Below are 1,890 nucleotides of genomic sequence, written 5' to 3'. Positions count from 1 at the left end.
TGAATATCCCGGGATGTAGTATGTTGTATGCTACTACAACATACTACAGGCTACATAACGCCCATAACTTAAAATTCTGGTATCGATCAGAGGCTGTTTTTTAGTCATCTCTGATATAACGCTTTGCTTACCGACAAATTGCGAGTGTAGCGAGTAATTTATCCGCATGCAGCAACTTGTTAAATGCACTTTTCAAATTTTGTTTGAAACTGACCCCATCTTTCCCACAAATATGGCCATCTGTTTTTTAATGGTTCTGTCGATGCCTTTTGTTCAAAGTAATTGACAAGAAATTCCAGCTGAACAAAGCTTTCTTGTGATTCACGCTTAACAATATCAAGTAGTGCCATCTTGACCTCCTCAATAGATGGCCTATCAGAGGGGTCAATTGAGAGCATATCAAGAACAAGAGATTGGACCTCAGGCTCTACAGGAGATACTCCTTCAAAATTTATATTTGCGGTCTTTGCCCATTTTTTCCAAACCTCAGCTTTGGTCCACTTTTTACTATAAGCCTCAACTGGTCGAGGCCAATAATCGTTGAGCTTTATGCCAACCGGATGGAAACCTCCACTCATTAGCTCATAGAGAATGACCCCCAGCGCAAATACATCTGTTTTAGGTGAAAGCTCAGATTCACTCCACTGTTCTGGAGCCATATAAGGCCGAGAGCCACCGAAGACAGATGAGTCTTGAAAAGCATTAGCTAGACCGAAATCAGCGATTAGAGCCAAGTTATAGATATCTAGATCAGGTAAATCACGAAATTCGTTTTTTACGTCCCTCAGAAAAATATTAGCAGGTTTCAAATCTTGATGTGCTACTAGACCGCTCTTATAGCAGTGGCTCAAGCCACTACAAGCATAAACCATTATTGAAAGTTTTTCGATCACGCTAGAAAGTTCAGGCTTTCGTATCACCTTATCAAGGTCACTTCCCCAATAACGAAATAGTGCCACAGGACTTCCATGAACCTCAGTGAAATCAAATGCCCAATGAACAAACATCTGGTGGTTATATGAAAGCTGATTCTTTAGTTCATTGACAAACCTTTTATTCGTTTCCTGAATGGAAGCGTTTTTAAGAGGTTTCGGTATTTTCGCACATACATATCTAGGTAATACATTTTCACCTTGATCAAAGACATAAATCTCTCCGCACATACCTCCAGAAACTGAAACACATGTTCCTTTGTTACCCAAAACAACCTCTAACATAAATTTCTTCTGAGTATCATCGAGGGCATGAAAATCTATTTGATCCATGGAGCTTATCTTCCTGTGCATTTAACGCCGCGTTGAGTGGTGAGTAACGCTACCACTAAATCTAAACCATTGTGCCGTAAAAATTAAATTCAAAGATAATCGAAAATGCCAAGCGTTGGGAATCCGTCTTAAACGCTGTGTTATTTGCAAACCTCAAGTGTTCGTAAGCATTTTTCTTTATGTCCCTCAATTGTTTTCAGGAATGAGCCACACGAGAAACATCTAGTTTTACCTTTTAAGTCTATGCTATTCTGAACGAAAAATTGGTTCCATGACTCAGGATGCGACTGACTTACATGCTGGGTAAGATCAACCACCATTTTGGCGCAGTATGGACAAGGAGTTTTATTGTAAACTGGTTTCTTTTTTTTCTTTGCACGCTTTTCTTCAATTCGGTGACGAAGATGAGTTTTATATAAATACTCAACTCGATCTATGTGAAACTCAGCCCCTCGACACGAACGGATACCCGCAGATCGAAATTTGATGGAAAGCAAATATAAAGGGTCACCAAGCTCAAGATCTTGGAATAAAATGTACAATTCGCAAGCACTGTTGATAAATTCGGTAGAGTAAGTTGTAGCCCAACTTCCAGAACCGTGATGTGCTGGGAGATCCCGAGTTC

Annotated in this window: 2 protein-coding genes; both read right to left on the bottom strand. The window is 39.9% G+C overall.

Translation table 11 applies throughout. From position 1 onward, the window contains the following. Positions 1-179: 179 nt before the first annotated feature. Complete coding sequence (locus DOM57_RS21480; RefSeq protein WP_110651772.1) at positions 180-1,265, bottom strand: protein kinase domain-containing protein; 1,086 nt, start codon at positions 1,263-1,265, stop codon at positions 180-182. 140 nt (positions 1,266-1,405) lie between these two features. Then, positions 1,406-1,890: hypothetical protein (locus DOM57_RS22140; RefSeq protein ID WP_204353064.1), on the bottom strand; the 485-nt coding region annotated here is incomplete at its 5' end.

Origin of the sequence: Salinicola peritrichatus (assembly GCF_003206715.1) — a bacterium.
GTDB classification, from domain to species: Bacteria; Pseudomonadota; Gammaproteobacteria; order Pseudomonadales; family Halomonadaceae; genus Salinicola; species Salinicola peritrichatus.
The sequence above is the reverse complement of the archived record's forward strand: the minus strand, read 5'-3'. Positions and strand labels throughout refer to the sequence as shown.

Excerpts from the sequence above, each read along its gene's own strand:
- DOM57_RS21480 (WP_110651772.1), bottom strand. The coding sequence starts at position 1,265 with ATGGATCAAATAGATTTTCATGCCCTCGATGATACTCAGAAGAAATTT.